This is a genomic window from Limosilactobacillus portuensis, assembly GCF_014838735.1.
Taxonomy (GTDB): domain Bacteria; phylum Bacillota; class Bacilli; order Lactobacillales; family Lactobacillaceae; genus Limosilactobacillus; species Limosilactobacillus portuensis.
In genome coordinates this window covers 1-18577 of sequence record NZ_JABUXQ010000032.1, presented here as the reverse complement: position 1 = coordinate 18577, position 18577 = coordinate 1, and the positions used below count along the sequence as shown (strand labels likewise).

Here is an 18577-nt window from a genome sequence, read left to right as displayed (position 1 = left end):
CAAATCAATTGGTATCTGAATTCACGGCCACTTAAATGTCTTAATTGGCATACACCAATCGAGATCTTCTTGCTTAATCTACGTCACTAAATTCGTTCAAGTTATTTCTTGCAATCTGCCAAATACCAAAATGTAGAGGGTAAGATTAAAATATAGGAAGTCAATAACAACACATCTAGGCACTATTTTCCCTTGGGGCTATGACATAAGTCTTTAAAATAAAGGAAATCAGAGTTAAATGAAATCTTCAGATCTCATTTAACTCTGATTATTATTGGGACTTATATCACGGCATCAAAGGAATTTTCTTCTATAATAAGAAAATTCCTTTGATGCATCAGTTTTCAAAACTCAAAAATAAGTAACGGGTAAAGCACAATTTACATCATGGCCGTAAGCGTTCAATAACACGAAAACAGTTGACCTTTTTGTATACAAAAAATTAGTATTTATTTTCATCAACACCGAAAAGGATATATCCACGCCTTTTAACTGTATTGATACTTCCTTTATAACTGCAAAGTCCCATACTCGATATTTTTTATACCATGTAATTTAAATATTTCCATTGAGTTTTAGCGCGAACAAAATTATAAATTTGAAACGCGAACATGGCTATTATTATAACAAAGATAAATTTTAGAATTTCAGATGTAGTAGTTCCAAAATTTGCAAAACCATTTAAGTAATCAAAAATTGCTAATCCCCATGCTTGGAAACAATAAAGAAAGGTACTAAATTGCCTGAAATAGACGGTTGAACTTATTTTTGGCTCATAAAGTATGGAGAAAATAACAATAATTAGACTGGTTGGAACGGTTAAAATAGTTTCATCGTTACTAATCCCACCGCCTAATAATTTTATTGTTACATTTTCTAAGTAAAATAGTATGACGAAAACAAGCAGCAGATTAAGAATTTGTTGTTTGTTAAATTGCTTTACTACTTTTAGATTTTTTGCTAATAAAAATCCAAGGAAAATATAAATAAAAAATCTAGGAAAAGAGTTAGGATTGATTATTGGATTTAGATGAGCCAAAAAGCCGAGACCGCTGCATAGTATAAAATAGAACTCAACTATAGCACAAAACAAACCATATAAATAATTATTCTGTTTAAAAATATACTTATAGACAATAATAGAAAACGGCACAGCAAATATCATTCCTATGATGTACCACGAAGGAAACCATCCGTTGATGTTGGATGGCCATAGTTTGAACAATAAATCAAAAATATACTTAAAACAGCTTTTAAAGCTTAGACCATTATAAATAAAAAACTGTTTGCTATTTTTAATGGCTAGCGGAATGTATATTATTTGCCATAAAAAATATAGCCATATTAGTCGGAGCTCAAATTTCTTTAAGTAATTTATTTGATTTTTCTTGGTATGGAGTTTCAAATAATGTTTAAAGAAAAAGAAACTAGTGATTATAGCGAAATAAGGTAGCCCAAGCCGACCCAAAGTTTCAAAAAAAGGTAATGCAGAATGTATTGCGATTACGCCGATTGCTGCTAGTAACTTAAAGCAGTCAACTCCTTTATAGGTAACTTTATTACTCATTTTTCACCCTACTGTATATCAAATTATTTACACTAATAACTAAGTAAACATGAATATTAAAGCTAAAATTACTACAAAATTATTAGTTAAACACTAGTATTTTAGATAATATGGTATGACAAATCAATAGCTCCTGATAAGTAGCTTAGAGGCTAAAGGATAATAAAAAGTATGGAATATATACTATTACATTAATAGAGTACAAATGAATCAATATGCAAATAGGTTCCAGAGCTTAACAAAGTCAGGCTCTGGAACTCCCCTTTAAATTATTATCTTGCTTTACTTAATTATTCATTCATTCATTCATGTACCACCTGCGCCTCACTCGGCAAAGGTCCTGACCAATCTTGGTAATGAATTTCAGAACTACCAGGAATTGTCTGGCGATCCATGCCATCGCTATCGACGTGGTGAGTGATTCCATATTGATCTGTCCAGGTTGCAACATCACCAAGGCCTAACTGAACACCGTTATTATGTTGAACTTTATCTGATTGATTTGGAATGATTGGACCAGCGTTGTGAATAACCTGAGCGTTACTTGGTAAAGCTCCTGACCAGTTTTCGTAGTGATCTTGAACGCTTCCAGGAATAGTTTGGTGATCTAAGCCATTACTATCAACATGGTGAACGATTCCGTATTGATCAGTCCAAACGGCAAGATCGTTAGTGCCTAGTTGGATATCTTTTTGCTTTTGAGTAGCTGGATTGTTTTTTGTGGCTAATACCGAATTATTAGCTTGATTAGTCGTACTAGTTTGTTGATTCGTTGAGGATGACTGAGTAGCGTTTTGACTAGGAGTATTAGTTGCTAATTTATTATTAGTAATAGCTTTAGCTTCTTTATTAGTTGGCAATTGACTACTAGAATTTTCTTGCTTAGTTTCTGTAGCAGCTTTTTTATGACTACTTTGCTTAGCAATCTTAGTACTAGTAGGTTCATGATTTGCCTTATGGGTAGCTACACTACTAGTTGCACAGCCACCTAACCCTAGCGCAAGAACACATACTAATAAGCTATCGATTATTTTATTTTGCATCTTTAACATAATGTAGCACCCCTTTCTAAGCTATTATCTAGTTTCCTTTCATCTATATTGTAACATTTTTGAAATATTTAAGTAACAAATATGCAATGTGATGAAGAAAATAAAGCTTATTGACAGCAATAGTATTAATTATGTAAGTAATATAAATTTAGATAGCTTATTATCAACAGTTTCAAGAAGCACTAATAATGATGTAAATGAACCAGAAAGATCTCTATCTAGTTTTTTTATTTGGTGTTAGTAATAAGAATTGTTTAATTTTATGGAGGGGTAAGGATCCTATGAGAAATCATTTTAAGTTGTATAAAGCTGGCAAACTTTGGTTAACTGCTTGCATCACAGTGCTTGGAATTATGGGTGCTTCGAGTGTCTACGCTGATGATCAGCAATCAACTGTTACGGCAACAACTCAGTCAAATGTTGCTGCTCAGGTTCAAAATAACGTTACTAGTGATCAACTTAGTAATTTAACAACACCAACAGAGATTAATGGGTACACTAAGCAAACAGATTCTAACGGTACTACTAGTTGGAAGAATACTAGTGGACAAACGGCAAATGGCTGGCAAACTAGCCAGAATGATTGGTATTATTTCAATAATGGTCAAAACGCTACTAATTGGCAATATATCAATAATAATTGGTATTACCTAAACCCGCAAAATAGTGCGATGGAGACGGGATTACAAACGATTAACAATAGTAAATACCTTTTAAATCCACAACACGATGGCACATATGGTGCAATGCAGACTGGTTGGCAATCTGTTAATAATAATTGGTACTACTTTGCTAATAATGGTGCGGCTGTGAACGGCTGGCAATGGTTAGGAAATAATTGGTACTACTTTGATCCATCCAGTTCAATTATGCAAAGTGGTTTAAAACAGATTAATAACCATGGTTACTACTTAAATGATCAACATGACGGCACTTATGGCGCAATGAAGAATGGCTGGCAACAAATTAATGGCCGTTGGTATGGCTTTGGCGGTGCTAATGATGGTGCTGCCTACACTGGTTGGCATCTTATTAATAATAACTGGTACTACTTCAATCAAGATGGAGAAGCACGGACTGGTTGGCAAACGATCAACGGTCACCGTTATTACTTTGATCCGACTAATGCTTGGGCACTTAAAAGTTGGCAAGTATTGAATAACAGCTGGTATTACTTTGACACTAACAATACCTGGGCTTTAACGGGTTGGCAGTGGTTAGGAAATAATTGGTATTACTTTGCTCCTACAAATAATGCAATGCTTGCTGGTCTTCAGACTATCAATAACAACTTGTATTACCTTAACGATCAACATGATGGTGCATACGGTGCGATGAAGACCGGTTGGCAATTAATTAATGGTAGCTGGTACTACTTTAACAACAGTGGATCGGCATTATCTAGTTGGCAAACAATTAATGGTAACCGTTATTATTTTGATCCTACGAATTACCAAATGTTCACTGGTGTTCATTTAATTAATGGCGATTACTACTTTTTTAGCCCATCAGGAAGTCAACAAAAGGGATTAGTTTATAATCCAGCATCCGGTTCACTTCAATATTACGATCTTGTTACTGGTGTTCGCCAAAATTCAGCAATTGTGAATGGACAAACCTTGTATTTCAATTCAACTACTGGTGATCTAGATTTAGATAGTCTAGCTGATGGCTTAAATAAACTGGGAAATAATCATTACTTTAAGAGTAATAACCGTTTGGTAGCAAATACTTGGGAAAAGGTAAATGGTAGTTGGTACTACTTTGGTGATAATGCAGCCGCAACTACTGGTTGGTATAAGTCTAATGCTGGCTTCTGGTACTACTTTAACCAGGATGGAACTGCCAAAACTGGTTGGCAAAGCATCAATGGTCACTGGTACTTGTTTGATGCTAACAATGCAAATTCAGTTCTAGGCTGGTACCAATCACCGGCAGGTTTCTGGTATTACTTTGATCCGGAAAATGCATGGGCTCATACTGGCTGGACATTTGTGGGTCATAACTGGTATTACATGGATCCAACTAATGCCAATATGTGGACTGGCGGTCACTGGATTGATGGTCACTGGGTAAATCTACAAAGTAATGGTGCTTTTGTTGGCTTTAGTCAACGGGTAATTAATTGGTTCTTGGCCCGTGAAGGCAAGTTGACTTATTCGATGTATGGTTCACGAACTGGAGCTGATGGAACTGCTGACTGTTCTGGATCAATGACTCAAGCTGTTTGGAGCGCTGGTGGTCATACACCTGCCCATACTTATTCCACTTTAGATTTGGGTAATTACTTGCTTCAAAATGGTTACTACCTTGCAGGACGTGGTCGTGGCGTTCAAAATGTTCAATACGGTGATATTGTGATTTGGGGTAACCCAGGTGCTTCTGCTGGTGGAGCAGGTCATACGGTAGTTATCTCTACTGCAGGCTCAGATCCAATGTGTATCTCAACTTGTGGATACTACTGGAGTTCAAATCCAAATTCTCGGTATGGTGCTGCTGGTCAAGCAGTTCAAGAATTTAACTATCAATGGTATTGGAACGATGATGATCGGCCATACCAAATGGTTTACCGTCCTAACTTTTACTGGGCATAATGATAATGAGATCTCATCAGTTGATGGGATCTTTTATTATTAATTGCGGTGTTAATTCTAAAATAGATGTTGTAAAATAATTGTGATTAAGCGTAAAAAAGGAGAATCATCAATGACTAACAAGAGTCTTCATTCTCATAAATTGAGAAATACGATTTTAGTTGCCGGTGCTGCTTTGACACTTGGATTATTATCATCTAACACTAAAGTAAGTGCTGATAACATTGCTACCGAAAATACAATCTCAAGCTATGCGGCTAAGGCTAATACTTCTGCTAGTTTAGCCGCTACTCCAGCAGCTAATAGTTATGCTGCTACAAGCTCAGCAATTAGTGCTACACGTACTGCTAGTGCCGCTAAGTCTGCCGCTAGTTCAGCAATTGCTAGTGAGACTTCTGCAATTGATTCTGAATATGCTGCTAAGAGTGCATCTCAAGTTAAAGCAAATTCAGCAGCTGAAAAAGAATTATCTGATGCTAATTCTTCAGCTTATGCAGTTGCCTCTAGTGCTGTAAATACCGATCCAACAAAGATTCCTGGGATCGAATCAGCTGCCCCAACAGAATACAAAGCATATAGTGATGCTACTTCAAGTGCTAATGCTGCATATGCTCAAGCAAGTGATGCAGCCGTTCAAGCTTCAACCGCTGCATCAGCTGCCAAGGTAGCTAGTGCTAATGCTGCTTCTGACTTAGATGCCGCTAAGAAGGTCGCTGAATCAGCTTCAAGTGATGACAAATCAAATGCTGAAGCCGCAGTTGCGGAAGCAGAAAAGAAGAGTGCTGAAGCCAAGAGTGCATATGAAGAAGCCCAAAAGAAGAGTGAAGCTGCTCAAAAGGAACTAGCAGAAGCTAAGAAAATTCGGGAAAGCGCGTTAGCAACAGCTAAGACCTTATTTATCGGAGCACTTGCTCAAAGCGGCTTCTTAAATAAGCTTGAGCAAAGTAATCGTGATGCTTTACAAAAATTGAAGGAAGAAAATCATGCAAAACTAACTGCAATCGAAACAGAAAAAGCCAATACTCTTGCTTCAATGAAAAACACAATTAATGGTTATTTAACAGCTCAACTGGCTTACTTGAACACCAATCCGTTTTTACCAACAGGAACTCCTAATAGTTGGGGAACTAAAGAAGTTAAGCAAGAAGATGGTACTACTGAAACTGTTTGGTACTACTATGGAAAAGATGGTAAAGCTCTACAAGGTTGGCAACAATTAGGTGGCAACTGGTTCTACTTCACACCAAGTGATGGTTCCATGGTTACTGGAATTCAAAAGATTGATGGGAATATTTATTACCTTAATATTAATCATGATGGTTCTTATGGTGCAATGAAGACCGGCTGGCAAAAGGTTGATGGCAAATGGTATGGCTTTAAAGGCGATGGAAGTGCATATCTTGGCTGGCAATTGCTTAATAATCACTGGTATTATTTCGATACTGATGAAGGATATGCCTTAACTAGTTGGCAAAAGATTAACGATCATTGGTACTACTTTGATCCAGTTAACGCCTGGGCGCAAACAGGTTGGTTTAAATCTGGAGCTGGTTTCTGGTATTTCTTCGATTACAGTAATGCCTGGGCCCTTACTGGTTGGCAACGACTTAATAATCGTTGGTACTACTTTGATCCAGTCAATGCTAATGCTCAAACAGGCTGGTATCAATCACCGGCTGGCTACTGGTACTTCTTTGATTACAACAATGCCTGGGCATTAACTGGCTGGCAATGGTTAAATGGTCACTGGTACTGGTTCGATGCTAACAATGCTAATGCTTATACCGGTTGGAAATGGTACCGTGGTTACTGGTACTTCTTTAATCAAGAAAATGCTTGGATGTCAACTGGCTGGACAACCAATCGTGATAACAATGAGTTATACTACCTTGATGCAGCAGGTCACCCAGTTACTGGTTGGCAAATGAGTCAAGATGGTACTTGGTACTACTTCCAATCAGGTAGCTATGCTGCAGCTACTGATTGGCAATGGCTAAATGGTCACTGGTACTACTTTAATCCAGGTTATCCAAAGCACGGTGCAATGATGACTGGTTGGCAAAATATCAATGGTAAGAGCTACTACTTCTACAGCAATGGTTACTGGAGTGGCTACTAATAAGTTAAATTAATATTTTATTGATTGAGAACGTCTTGGCTTAATAAGGGTCAAGACGTTTTTTGTAACAAAAAATTTCACTAATATTACAAGACGGCAACATTCGTTAACAAACTGACGACATTCAACTTTTTAAGAAAAATTTATTGTATAGTAGTAATCGTTGAAATTATTGATGAACGAATTAAAGGGAGTTGTATTTTAGTTTATGAGTAAGAAACATTACAAGTTATATAAGAGTGGTAAGCAATGGTTAACTATGGGAATCACTATTGCTTCATTAGCTTTTGGTATAACAATGGCTACTGACGCTCAAGCTGATGTAGTTGCTCAAAACAATGCAACTTCGACTACTCAAGTTGCTCAATCACAACAAACTGTTGAAAGTGCAACTGTGGCAGCTAGTTATGCAAGTACCAATAGTAGTACTGCTAGTGCAAGTAATAATGTTGTTTCAGCACAGCCAGCAACGATTAACAACTTTTCCACTAATGTTGCTAGTCAAGCTAGTCAAACAACTTCAGTAGCCCAAAACGGTTTAGTTAAAGAAAACGGTAATACTTATTACTACAATAATAATGCTAAGGTTACCAATGAATGGGAACAAGTAAACAACAACTGGTATTACTTTGGCAATGAAGGAAATGCCCAAACCGGTTGGTACCAATCACAAGCTGGCTTCTGGTATTACTTCAATAATGAAACTGCTCAAGCAGAAACTGGTTGGCAAAAGATTAACAATAATTGGTATCACTTTGACGAAACCAATGCTAATGCAAGTACTGGTTGGTATCAGTCAAATGCCGGTTTCTGGTATTACTTCGATCAATCAAATGCCTGGGCTGAAAAGGGTTGGCAGAAGATTAACAATAACTGGTACTACTTCGATGATACCAACGCTAATGCTTTAACTGGTTGGCAAAAGATTAATAACAACTGGTACCACTTTGATGAAAGTAATGCCTGGGCTAACACCGGCTGGTACAAGTCTAACGCTGGTTTCTGGTACTACTTTGATACTACTAACGCCTGGGCTTTAACTGGTTGGCAAAAGATTAACAATGTTTGGTACTACTTCTATACCACCAATGCTAATATGCTTACTGGTACTCAAACGATTGATGGTAAGACATATAATTTTGGATCCAATGGTGCTTGGTTGGATGATCATAGTGAAGCCGTAAATAAGGCAATGTCAATGCGTGGTCGTGCTTATGTATGGGGTGGTAATAATCCATCTACTGGTTTTGATTGCTCTGGGTTAGTTCAATGGGCATATGGCTTAGGCGCTAACTATCGAACAACTTACCAACAACAAGCATTAGGTACTCACCATTATGACGTTGCTAATGCTCCTAAGGGTGCGTTGCTATTTTATGGTAGTGATAGCGCACCATACCACGTAGCTATTTCTCTTGGTAATGGTGCATATGTCCATGCTCCAGAACCTGGTGACGTAATTAAAGTTGGTTACACTAAGTACTACTCAGCAAGTTACTACGTTGTGTTGTAATTAGTCTTAGAATATAAGATAATAGATGAAACAATTAATAAAGAAGGAGCATTATTATATGAAAAAACTTATGGCAACTGTTGCTGCCGGTGCATTAATGATTACTTTAGCAGGCTGTGGTAATTCAAGTAATGATGCATCTTCAAGTAAGGTTGTAAAAAGTGCAAAAACTTCTGGTAAGACCGCGGCTACTTCTACTAATCAAAGTAAGAAGACAAGTGAAAAGTCAGTATCTAGTTCTGCAGTAACAAGTAGTTCATCCAGTAATGTTGCTTCTAGTAGTAAGTCTACTACTGCTACTTCGACATCAGAGCAAAGCACTCGTGAACAAATGACAGCACAAGATGCCAAAAATATTGTTAAAGAACATATCGGTAATCAGTTAAACAATGCTGGTATCTCAGGTAAGCCAGCTACTGGATTACCTTCAATCGATGAGGTTGATGGATATACGGCTGTTCAAAATGGAATTAACGATTGGACTGTTAGTGGTAACGGTCATTCATTCCATGTTACGGCTACTTCTGTTACTGGAAAATAATTGAATATAATATAATCCATAGTCTACTGTGACGTAGATCATGGATTTTTTTATTTTGGGCTGAAAGATATTGCGGATAGGCTGAATTGCTTTATAATTACAGTGTTAAAGATTAGTTTTGGAGGATTTTTAATGAGAAAAATAGGTTTAGTAATTGTTACGTCGCTACTTGCTGTAACTTTAGCAGCATGTGGTAATGCACATAATAGTAATTCATCTTCTAGTTCGAACAATACAAAAGTTGCTAAAAAGGCAGCTAATAGTACTACCATGAATACTTCTAATAATTCAACGCTCGATCCTAATCAGCTAACGCCAGCTCAAAACGCTGCACTAGTACTTTATTATACTGGTGAGCATATGCCGGGGGCTGATCAAAATGATTACTCTAAGGATATGGACGTATCTGGTCAAGGAGCGGTTGTAAAAATTTATAATAAGGATAGTGTTCCTAAGGGAGAGGGACCGCTTTATAAGGATTATCCTGATGGTGCAGATCTTTTATACTATGTGAAACTTAATCAAAAGGATAGTGAACATGGAATAGATAGTACTTACTACACAATAGCTGGGAATAAGACTTACATCTCTGATAGTGATGCGGGAATATCTCCCGATGGGGTAACTAAAGCTGAGATGGTTGCCTATGCTAAGCAGCATCATGCAGTTAAGCGGATTATGAATGTTGCTAACAATACTAAGGTTCAAGACATGCGGAATCAATCTGCATCAGCAAATAATTCACATAATTTATCAACTCAGCAACTGGGAACTCTTGTTGCTTTATACCAAGAACCAGATTGGTTTAAGGATGGAATAAGTGATGGAATGATGTGGTATGGAAGTAACTCAAATGGTTTTAGTTACGTTACTGCTAATGGTGATCCAACTAGCTGGCTGTATTTTAAACGGAATGGCAACGATGTAACAATTAAATATGTTGATCCAAAAGAGGGACAATCAGTAGCAGAAGCTTCGACTACAACAAAACACGTTACGGTGTCGGGATTAATTCGTGATTATTACACTAATCAATCACAGAAAGATGAAGTTAATGGTTACGCTAATAAGTTAAAACCAGAATCAGATTATAACGATAATTAATAAAAGAAGTCATCCAGAATCATATCAAATTCTGAATGACTTCTTTTATTATTCGTGAGTTGTGACTGATCTTTGAACTGTGTGGGCTGTAGTATTTTCGGATACATGACCTGTAGTTGCAGCAGGAGTTCTAGTTGTTTGGTATTCGTTACGAATAGTTGACTGGGTTCTCCTTTCCGTTTGGGGAACTTGAGTAGTAACTTGCGAGCTCCTTATTTCTCCATAGGTTCTCGTACTATTAGGATAGGTGGAAGTATGCTTTTGCGATGATGTTTTTCCACCAATAACGTAATCACTCCCGTTACCACTACCTGGATCGTTATAACTAGCACCGCCCGGTAAGACAAAGTCTGTATTAGTTACACCATTATAGAATGGCTGAGATTTGTACATTTTCGTTTCGTGGTTAACAACTTTCTTAGGTTTAAGACCTAGTTGTTTACGAATGAGTTTAGAAATACGATTAATTTCTTTTGGACTAGCAATTTGGAAGGAAACACCATCGATTGTGGCATCTTGTCCTTGGAAATGATAAGTTGTGACGTTATCCATAGCAGCATGGTAATTACCGTATAGTGTTGCAATATCGTCAACTGGAATATTAGTTTTTACGCCATCTTTAACTGCATCAAGAATATTATTTGCAGTTCCAATAGAGCCGGATTTCTTAAATTTCTGAATAACGCTTTCGATAATTTGTTGTTGACGTTTTTGCCGTCCATAATCATTATTTGGATCACTATAACGCATTCGAGAATATTTAAGAGCTAATTCACCATCAAGGTGTTGCTTCCCTTTCTTGAAGTGGTGTCCTTCATAGGTAAACGCAAAAGGATTGTCTACAGTCACACCACCAACCGTATTAACAACCTTTTTTAAAACCCCCATGTTAATAACGGCATAGTAATCAATCGGGACATCTAATAGTTCAGAAACAGCTTTAACGGTCTTTTTGGGACCACCGATTGAATATGCCGCATTAATCTTTACATATGTAGGACCTTCCTTAGTTGGAACGCGGACTAAAGTATCACGGGGAATACTGGTCATAGTTATTCTCTTTGTTTTAGGGTTAATTGTGAACAATTCAAGCGAGTCAGTATTTCCACCTGTATTTCCACGGTCCAAGGCACCAACATCGGTTCCCATTGTTAGAACAGAAACAGGCTCACCTTTTTGGAGTTTCTTACTGATTTTACCATCGCCACTGCCAAAAATATTATTAGCAGCCGAATTGATCTTGTGGTATTCGTAGCCACCACCGAGTAATACCAAAATAACTAGTGCCCAAATAATATTTTTAACCCAGCGAGGAGTTCGGTAGTGATGAACTTCTGGTGTATTTGGATTCATATTTGATGAAGTTCTCCGTGGCTTATTATTTGAAGACTTAAATTTTGGTAACTTAAATTTTGACATTTTGGATTCATGATTTTGCTTCTGATCCTGAGCTACCTTATCATGGATCCGTTGTTCCATCTTTTTTCGATATTCTTCACGTGTCTCGTGATTGTCATTCATATTTTGTACCTCAATCAAAAGTTTTTAACCTTATTAATATACTATAAATGTAAGGGTCATTTCAATTTGCTAATATTAGCTTAACAATTCTGTAAACATTTCGTTCTATAATGCCATTTAGTGTAGAATTATGATATAAGATTATTTCGATAAGCTATGGGGGAAGATTAATGAATAAAAATCTTGTGAAAATAACGACAGTTGCGGCACTGACCACCGCGATAGGGATTGGGATTGCTGAAAATAATGTTCTCGCTGATACACAACCAGGAGATACAGCGACAAGTGTTGATTCTGGTAATGTAAATAATAATCAACCTACTATCAGTAATGTTGTTCAACAACAAGCCTCAGCAACAACGACAGCACTCTATTCGGCAAATTTAAATACACAAGAAGCCCAGTACGTAAACTTCCCGCAAGGATATACTCTTGATAAATTAAGGGGTATTTCTAATTCTACTGAAGCAAATAATTTTCAGCAGACAACAATTAGTGGGATGAGTATGAATAACTACCAATCAAATAGTACTGCTGCCAAAGAATATGTAAATGTTAATAACATTAGTCCTGAACAAACGATTCAAATGAATCAGTATGGGGTAGGATTAGTAAATCAAATTAGAAGTGAGTTTGGCTTGGAGCCTTTTCAATTAAATGACGAAACGATAGATCAGGTTCGGTCAATGGCGTTGGAATATCAAAATAAGAACGAATCATTGATGAATGGTCATTGGCATGATCCGGAAATTCTTAACAATCATAGTGAAAATATTGCTGCCCAACAGATTTATAATGACAATATAAATGGGTTAACCGTTCGTCCTTTTGCAACGGCTAAGGGGGATGAATTTATTAACAATAATGCTGTTCCTGTGTTTAGCATAACCACAATGGATGATTTACGGGCATTAATCTACTATGGTGTAATGGGAATGCTTTTTAATGATGCTTCAGATATTTTCGGCCATGCACAAAACTTTTTGACTAACCCACAAAGTATTAATACGCTTGGAATCTATCCTTCAATTACTAAGTCCGTTGGTACAGGAACATATAGTGATGGTTCGAAATTTAACTTTAATTTGTTAAATATTGATATGCACTTTATTTGGGCTGAAGGAGATAATAATTCTAGCACGGCTGAAGAATATAATACTCCTGGTTGGCATTTAGTTGATAATAAGTGGCGACATTTTGATCAGGCTGGATTACTAGAATTAGGATGGAAGTGGATCAATGGTAATTGGTATTACTTAGATCCAGCTACTGGTAATATGCAAACTGGTTTGAAAAATATTAATAATAATGTGTACCACTTAAACAATAGTGGTGCGATGGTAACTGGTTGGCAAAGGGTAAATAGTAATTGGTATTACTTCCAAAATAATGGTGCTGCCTTGACTGGCTGGCAATTTATTAATGGTCACTGGTATTACTTCACTGGTCAGGGAGTTGCTGAAACAAATTGGCAATGGATTGGAAACCATAAGTATTACTTTGATTTAGATAATGCATGGGCGTTAACCAATTGGCAAAATTTGAGCGGTAATTGGTATTACTTTGATTTAAACAATGCTTGGATGGATACGAATTGGCAGTGGATTGATAATAATTGGTTCTACTTTAACCCAAGTTATGGTCAAATGATGACAGGATTACAGACGGTCGGAAATAGTTTGTACTTCTTAAATACGCAACATGATGGCAGTTATGGAGCTATGCGGACCGGCTGGTGGAATATTAATAATAATTGGTATTTCTTCTATAATAACGGAGCTGCAGCAAGGGGTTGGTTCCAGTCTGGTGCAGGAAACTGGTACTACTTTGGTAATGATGGTAAAGCATTGACAGGTTGGCAAAAGGTTAATGGGCATAGTTATTACTTTGATACTGTTAATGCCTGGGCAGTACGTGGATTTCAGTTGATTGATAATAATTGGTATTACTTCGATCCAGTAAATACTTGGCAGAATAGTGGCTGGCAATTTATTGGCAATAACTGGTTCTATATGAACCCAACGACTGGCCAAATGGAGAGTGGCTTACAAACGGTTAACGGAAAGGTATATTTCTTAACCACTCAACATAACGGTTTGTTTGGAGCAATGACTACTGGTTGGCAAAAAGTTAATGGAAAATGGTATTACTTTGACGCTAGTGGTTCAGCATTAATCGGCTGGCAAAAGATCAATGGTCATTACTACCACTTCAAGAATAATGGTGAAGCGGATACTGGGGACGTTTACTTAACCAATAACGGACAAAGTAAGCTTTACCATTTTGATGAGCAAAATGCATGGTTAACTGAATAAGTTGATTAAGAAAGGTTGGCGTTGAGTCAGCCTTTTTATGTTAGCTTGTTAGCTAAATAATTAAGTGCTAAAATGAAACCGTATTTTGTTACTTTTGGGGAGGAATAATCTTGAAAAAAATTATGGTTGGTTTCAACCACTGTTTTAGCAGGATTAGCGCTTGGAATTACTAGTGTTAGTGCTGATACTAATGTAAGTACAAACAGTAGCAATACGAATAGTGCAACTGTTGCTACTGCTAATGTAAATACAGATAGTAGTGCTGCATCAACTCAAGTAAGTAATAGTGATGCAGCAGTTACGAGTGCTTCTGCTGATACTAATGCACAAAGTGATAATGTTGCAAGTGAACAACAAACTATCACTAGTGCTCAGCCTGCTACAGCCACTACCAGTCAAGCACGAGCAGATTGGTACTCTAGCTATTCAACTGGCTGGCAATCAAGTCGGAATTATGATGGTACCTATGATTGGACTTATCGTAAGGCTGATGGTACGCGAGCAGAAGATGAATGGCTATTGATTAACGGTTCCTGGTACTATTTTGATGCTAGTGGGGAAATGGTAAACAATGGCTGGCACTATGCTCCATGGTATGGACAAGGAAATTCGTATTATTTTGATGCCAATGGTCATTATGCAACAAATAGCTGGCATTCATATGATAATGGAAAGAATGCATACCCGAGATATGACTGGTCATATTCTAAGGCTGATGGTACGCGAGCAGAAAGTGAATGGTTATGGATCAATGGATCATGGTACTATTTTGATGCTAGTGGGGAAATGGTAAACAATGGCTGGCACTATGCTCCATGGTATGGACAAGGAAATTCGTATTATTTTGATGTCAATGGACACTATGCAACAAATAGCTGGCATTCATATGATAATGGAAAGAATGCATACCCGAGATATGACTGGTCATATTCTAAGGCTGATGGTACGCGAGCAGAAGATGAATGGTTGTGGATTAATGGTGCTTGGTATTATTTTGATGCTAGTGGGGAAATGGTAGCTAATGGCTGGCATTATGCTCCGTGGAATGGTGAATACAGGGAATATTACTTTGATGTTAATGGTCATTGTCTATAATTAAATCTAATTTAGAAGGTTGTCTGAACTGACAGCCTTTTTGTTATACAAGAGATTAAGGGGATAACAGAAAAGAGGAATCAACACTAATTGTTGACTCCTCTTTTTGTGAAAGAATGCTATTTCCACTATTTTAATTATTCATTATGACTTACCGTAACACCACTTGGCAATGCACCTGACCAGTCTTTGTATTGAACTTGGGAACTTCCCTTGGTAGTGTAACGATCCATCCCATCGCTATCAACATTGTGGGTAACCCCTTCAGAGTCAGTCCAAGTTGCAACATCACCTAAGCCAAGTTGAACTGATTTTTGTTCCTTAACGCTGCTTGATGAACTAGCAACTTTAGCTGAAGCAGTAACTTGCTGGCTAGCACCATTGTTAGTTGTATTTACAGACGCAGTGGTCGTTACGTTCTTAGCGGAACTTGTGCTACTACTTGAAGATGCAACGTTTGTATTTGCTGAGTGGTTAGTAGCAGCTGCAGTTTTAGCACTGGTTGAAGCTGACTTTTCACTCTTCTTATGGCTTTGTTTAACTACTTGTGAGCTTGATGCTTCGTGGGTCTTATGTGATGTTGTTGTAGAACTACCTACAGCACAACCGCCTAGACCTAGCGCAAGTAAAATAACAAGTGAACTATTTAAAACTTTCTTACTCATCTTCATAGTAATAGCACTCCCTCCGACAACGTTAATTTTAACGTTGTTGTTTCCTTTCAATATCTATATTGTAACATAGTTGAAATATTAATGTAAATATTCAGCAATTAAAACGGTGGGTTTTGCAACTTATGTAACAAAATGCAATAAAAGAGTAATAAAGGAGAGTTAATTAATGTTACTTGGACTTTTGTTGATTTAAGGCCTGAAACACATTCCTTTTTTGTTGGAATTAATCACAAAAGAGAACTTAGTATATAATATAGTTATCAGATGAAGAATATCGACATGCAAAATGTTCTCAGTTAGTTGCTTAAACTGTACTGGTATTTGTAGGGTACTTAATAAGCGCTCTTTTTTATGATGATATCTTTTAGACTGCCTATTCTGATTTATAGTGTTGTATAAATACCATACTGATACCTAAAAGGAGTGCTTACTATGGTTGTTACTATGGTTGCACCAATATCTAAAGAAAAAATCGGTTCAACAATTCGTTTAGATCCAGAACTCCGTAAAGAATTAATCAAGGGGCTAGATAGCATTAATATGACTCTTAATAGTTACTTCACTCTGGCTGCTAAACAATTTGTCATTCAAGGTAAGGTTCCATTTGAAATTAAAACTGCGTCTAAAGTAGAACACGTAACTTTTAACGAAGAGACTAGAAAAGTGATTGTACGAGCCTTTGCAGAAGAAGGCCTTCTTCCTAATACTGCTGAAATTTTTGATAATATTGATGATGCAATGAAGGAGCTTTTCCATGACTAGTAAAAACTGGAGAGTCAGTTTTGATCGTCAGTTCAAGACTGATGTAAATTTTATAAGTTGAGCTACCTTTTTTGCTTCTAGTAGGATTTAATTGGTCCTTTTCGGTGCAACAAATAAATTATCGGTGCAAAATTGGCTGACTTTGCACCGATAACTTTTTAAGATAATAGAGGTAATCAGATATGACAGAAGAAGTTAAAGACTACCATGATAATTTTTTGAAGATTTTAGAACAAAGCTTACTTGAAGATAAGGAGATATTGGATTTCCTAAAAGATAAGTAGAAAAACTTCAAATCTTTTTTAGTATAGTACAATAAAATTACCGAATAGGTCGGTGGATTGGCACTGTTTAACTGAGATTCTTGAAGTGAGTAGACACTTGGGTTGCTAGAACCTGAACTAATTTAGTATTGATAGAGGTAACCTACATTAGACCTCGCGCGTGACTCAGCACGGAAACGAAATCAATACAGGAGAAGGGCTGTCTAACAGCTCTTTTTTGCTTATGATAGTGTGTTTAGGCTGTAAACTCAGCCATAATATTAAATTGTTAGGGTAAGTATACTGGAAGTTACCATCTTTAATATCCAATAGCTTATAATAAATACAGAATATTTAGTAAAAGCAGAGAAATCAAATGAAAAAAGCTAGTAAAACATTACTAACAAGAGCAGAAGGGTAAGAATTTGATCGAAAAGCTGCCGAGTTTGATCGGCAGAGTTTGGCTAATATCTTAGTATCATTTGCCAATGCTGACGGTGGAACAGTGGCGCTTGGAATTAAGAATAAACAGTTTGAGGGGATTGATCATTTAGATACCCATAAGATCAATGACTTTAAAACTAGTGATGGACAGACTTATTACATTAAGTTTGTTTTTACTGAGAACAACCAAAAAGTGGTATTTATCAGTTTTCATCTTGATTATTAAAGGAGGAGGTTTATATGGCTTACCAAAAGAACTTCACAACTACTTATACCATTAATGGATACGAATACACGGTAACAGCACCGGCTCTTTTTGACAGTAACACCAATGAACTGATTCCAGATAAGGAACTGGATGATCAAGCTGCCGAAATAGCTCGTCAACAATACCGTGATGAGATAGGATTACTGTCACCACAAGAATTAAAGCAATATCGTGCTAAGGTAGGACTATCTCAACGTAATTTAGCTGAATTGACTGGGTTAAGTCCAAACACAATAGCACTTTACGAGGCTGGTGCATTTCCTACCAAAGCCAATAATAGACTGTTAAAATCACTCATTGCTAATGGTAATATAGTATAGTTATCAAATGAAGAATCTTGGCATGCAAAATAGGTTCAGTTAGTTACTTAAACTGTATCGATATTTGTTGTGGCTTAATTAGCGTTCTTTTTTATTATCTGGGATGATAAAACGCCAGTATGTAGATTTTTAAAAAATGAATAATGAATGTTGATGTTATCTTAATCATAATTGTAGTATCTTTATCATTTATGCTAAAACGATAAAGATACTTGGCGGATGATAAAGATAATGGTGTAAAACTATGAAATAGTTTGACTATAAAACGCTTAATAACCTGAACTACACAAATTCTTTAGTAAACGGCAGATTGCAAGAAATAACTTGAACGAATTTAGTGACGTAGATTAAGCAAGAAGATCTCGATTGGTGTATGCCAATTAAGACATTTAAGTGGCCGTGAATTCAGATACCAATTGATTTGA

General features: G+C 36.7%; 13 protein-coding genes and 1 pseudogene. 10 read left to right on the top strand and 4 right to left on the bottom strand.

Going from position 1 to position 18577, the window contains the following annotated elements:
- Window positions 1-541: 541 nt before the first annotated feature.
- Entirely contained in the window at window positions 542-1567 is a 1026-nt protein-coding gene (locus HUK49_RS09390; protein WP_191913531.1) for an acyltransferase family protein, read from the bottom strand.
- A gap of 302 nt (window positions 1568-1869) precedes the next feature.
- Window positions 1870-2619 (bottom strand): hypothetical protein, encoded by a 750-nt coding sequence (locus HUK49_RS09385; protein ID WP_191913530.1) that lies wholly within the window; start codon window positions 2617-2619, stop codon window positions 1870-1872.
- A 281-nt stretch (window positions 2620-2900) separates the two neighbouring features.
- Between HUK49_RS09385 and HUK49_RS09380 the strand changes: the two genes are divergently transcribed.
- The 5 genes from HUK49_RS09380 (at window position 2901) to HUK49_RS09360 (ending at window position 10490) form a co-directional block, all read left to right on the top strand.
- On the top strand, window positions 2901-5213 hold the full coding sequence (locus HUK49_RS09380) for a peptidoglycan amidohydrolase family protein (RefSeq protein WP_191913529.1): 2313 nt from the start codon (window positions 2901-2903) through the stop codon (window positions 5211-5213).
- 112 nt (window positions 5214-5325) lie between these two features.
- The gene (locus HUK49_RS09375; protein WP_191913528.1) at window positions 5326-7332 is read left to right on the top strand and encodes a hypothetical protein; all 2007 of its coding nucleotides are present in this window, start codon (window positions 5326-5328) and stop codon (window positions 7330-7332) included.
- 208 nt (window positions 7333-7540) lie between these two features.
- On the top strand, window positions 7541-8845 hold the full coding sequence (locus HUK49_RS09370) for an NlpC/P60 family protein (protein WP_191913527.1): 1305 nt from the start codon (window positions 7541-7543) through the stop codon (window positions 8843-8845).
- 58 nt (window positions 8846-8903) lie between these two features.
- A complete protein-coding gene (locus HUK49_RS09365) occupies window positions 8904-9386 on the top strand; it encodes a hypothetical protein (RefSeq protein WP_191913526.1) in 483 nt (160 codons plus the stop codon).
- Window positions 9387-9518: 132 nt separating this feature from the next.
- Window positions 9519-10490, top strand: coding sequence for an Lreu_0056 family protein (locus HUK49_RS09360; protein WP_191913525.1), 972 nt, complete (start codon window positions 9519-9521; stop codon window positions 10488-10490).
- A 48-nt stretch (window positions 10491-10538) separates the two neighbouring features.
- Here the strand turns inward: HUK49_RS09360 and HUK49_RS09355 are convergent, their stop codons facing one another.
- Window positions 10539-11843, bottom strand: a complete 1305-nt coding sequence (locus HUK49_RS09355) for an LCP family protein (RefSeq protein ID WP_413230880.1) — start codon at window positions 11841-11843, stop codon at window positions 10539-10541.
- Between the two features lie 338 nt (window positions 11844-12181).
- Here HUK49_RS09355 and HUK49_RS09350 point away from each other — a divergent pair, with 338 nt between their 5' ends.
- Both HUK49_RS09350 and HUK49_RS09345 read left to right on the top strand, forming a co-directional pair.
- Window positions 12182-14326, top strand: coding sequence for an SEC10/PgrA surface exclusion domain-containing protein (locus HUK49_RS09350; RefSeq protein WP_191913523.1), 2145 nt, complete (start codon window positions 12182-12184; stop codon window positions 14324-14326).
- A gap of 126 nt (window positions 14327-14452) precedes the next feature.
- A complete protein-coding gene (locus HUK49_RS09345) occupies window positions 14453-15421 on the top strand; it encodes a hypothetical protein (RefSeq protein ID WP_191913522.1) in 969 nt (322 codons plus the stop codon).
- Between the two features lie 137 nt (window positions 15422-15558).
- Here HUK49_RS09345 and HUK49_RS09340 read toward each other — a convergent pair whose 3' ends face one another.
- Window positions 15559-16092, bottom strand: a complete 534-nt coding sequence (locus tag HUK49_RS09340) for a hypothetical protein (protein ID WP_191913521.1) — start codon at window positions 16090-16092, stop codon at window positions 15559-15561.
- 435 nt (window positions 16093-16527) lie between these two features.
- Here HUK49_RS09340 and HUK49_RS09335 point away from each other — a divergent pair, with 435 nt between their 5' ends.
- The 3 genes and pseudogenes from HUK49_RS09335 (at window position 16528) to HUK49_RS09325 (ending at window position 18152) form a co-directional block, all read left to right on the top strand.
- Window positions 16528-16857 carry a damage-inducible protein J gene (locus tag HUK49_RS09335; protein WP_235981101.1) on the top strand — a complete coding sequence of 110 codons (330 nt, stop codon included), beginning with the start codon at window positions 16528-16530 and terminating at the stop codon, window positions 16855-16857.
- 708 nt (window positions 16858-17565) lie between these two features.
- Window positions 17566-17790: pseudogene (locus tag HUK49_RS11350) on the top strand (RNA-binding domain-containing protein); the annotation flags it as partial.
- A 14-nt stretch (window positions 17791-17804) separates the two neighbouring features.
- Entirely contained in the window at window positions 17805-18152 is a 348-nt protein-coding gene (locus HUK49_RS09325; RefSeq protein WP_191913520.1) for a helix-turn-helix domain-containing protein, read from the top strand.
- Window positions 18153-18577 lie beyond the last annotated feature (425 nt).

What these genes read in the sequence shown, in the direction of transcription:
- HUK49_RS09380 (WP_191913529.1), top strand. Translation starts at nt 2,901, where the DNA reads ATGAGAAATCATTTTAAGTTGTATAAAGCTGGCAAACTTTGGTTAACT.
- HUK49_RS09325 (WP_191913520.1), top strand. Translation starts at nt 17,805, where the DNA reads ATGGCTTACCAAAAGAACTTCACAACTACTTATACCATTAATGGATAC.
- HUK49_RS09370 (WP_191913527.1), top strand. Translation starts at nt 7,541, where the DNA reads ATGAGTAAGAAACATTACAAGTTATATAAGAGTGGTAAGCAATGGTTA.
- HUK49_RS09340 (WP_191913521.1), bottom strand. Translation starts at nt 16,092, where the DNA reads ATGAAGATGAGTAAGAAAGTTTTAAATAGTTCACTTGTTATTTTACTT.
- HUK49_RS09355 (WP_413230880.1), bottom strand. Translation starts at nt 11,843, where the DNA reads ATGAATCCAAATACACCAGAAGTTCATCACTACCGAACTCCTCGCTGG.
- HUK49_RS09365 (WP_191913526.1), top strand. Translation starts at nt 8,904, where the DNA reads ATGAAAAAACTTATGGCAACTGTTGCTGCCGGTGCATTAATGATTACT.
- HUK49_RS09350 (WP_191913523.1), top strand. Translation starts at nt 12,182, where the DNA reads ATGAATAAAAATCTTGTGAAAATAACGACAGTTGCGGCACTGACCACC.
- HUK49_RS09385 (WP_191913530.1), bottom strand. Translation starts at nt 2,619, where the DNA reads ATGTTAAAGATGCAAAATAAAATAATCGATAGCTTATTAGTATGTGTT.
- HUK49_RS09390 (WP_191913531.1), bottom strand. Translation starts at nt 1,567, where the DNA reads ATGAGTAATAAAGTTACCTATAAAGGAGTTGACTGCTTTAAGTTACTA.
- HUK49_RS09375 (WP_191913528.1), top strand. Translation starts at nt 5,326, where the DNA reads ATGACTAACAAGAGTCTTCATTCTCATAAATTGAGAAATACGATTTTA.
- HUK49_RS09360 (WP_191913525.1), top strand. Translation starts at nt 9,519, where the DNA reads ATGAGAAAAATAGGTTTAGTAATTGTTACGTCGCTACTTGCTGTAACT.
- HUK49_RS09335 (WP_235981101.1), top strand. Translation starts at nt 16,528, where the DNA reads ATGGTTGTTACTATGGTTGCACCAATATCTAAAGAAAAAATCGGTTCA.